Source organism: Streptomyces sp. CB02980 (assembly GCF_014451325.2).
GTDB lineage: Bacteria > Actinomycetota > Actinomycetes > Streptomycetales > Streptomycetaceae > Streptomyces.
Window position 1 is genome coordinate 1 of record NZ_JACSCH020000082.1, and the last position, 579, is coordinate 579.

Sequence of the window (579 nt, forward strand, 5' to 3'; positions counted from 1 at the left end):
GAACCCGGCGGCCCGTGACTTCGCGGCGAGTTCCTCGATCCGCGGCCAGGGGCGTTCGGGGTTGACGTGGTCGATGGTGAGGGGGGAGACGCCGCCCCAGTCGTCGATGCCGGCGGCGATGAGGCGCGCGTACTCGGAGTCGACGAGGTTGGGCGGGGCCTGGAGGCAGGCGGAGGGGCCCATGATGTGCCGGGCGACGGCGACGGTCGCGACGAGGTCGTCGAGTTCGGCGTCCGGCATCTGGCGCATGGCCGTGTCCGGCTTGGCGCGGAAGTTCTGGATGATCAGCTCCTGGACGGAGTGATACGCCCGGGAGACGCGCCGCAGTGCGAAGAGTGACTCCGCCCGCTCTTCCAGGGTCTCGCCGATTCCCAGGAGCAGCCCGGAGGTGAAGGGGACGGAAGACCGCCCGGCGTCCTCAAGCACCCTCAGCCGGACGGCGGGTTCCTTGTCGGGGGAGCCGTAGTGGGGGCCGCCGGGCTCCGACCACAGCCGGGTCGCGGTCGTCTCCAGCATCATGCCCATCGAGGGGGCGACGGGCTTGAGCCGCTGGAAATCGGTCCACGACATCACCCCGGG

1 protein-coding gene is annotated in these 579 nt (G+C 71.0%); it reads right to left on the bottom strand.

Annotation, left to right across the window (positions count from 1 at the left end):
• Nucleotides 1-579: 7,8-didemethyl-8-hydroxy-5-deazariboflavin synthase CofG (cofG, locus tag E0F75_RS39845; RefSeq protein ID WP_229315932.1), on the bottom strand; the 579-nt coding region annotated here is incomplete at both ends.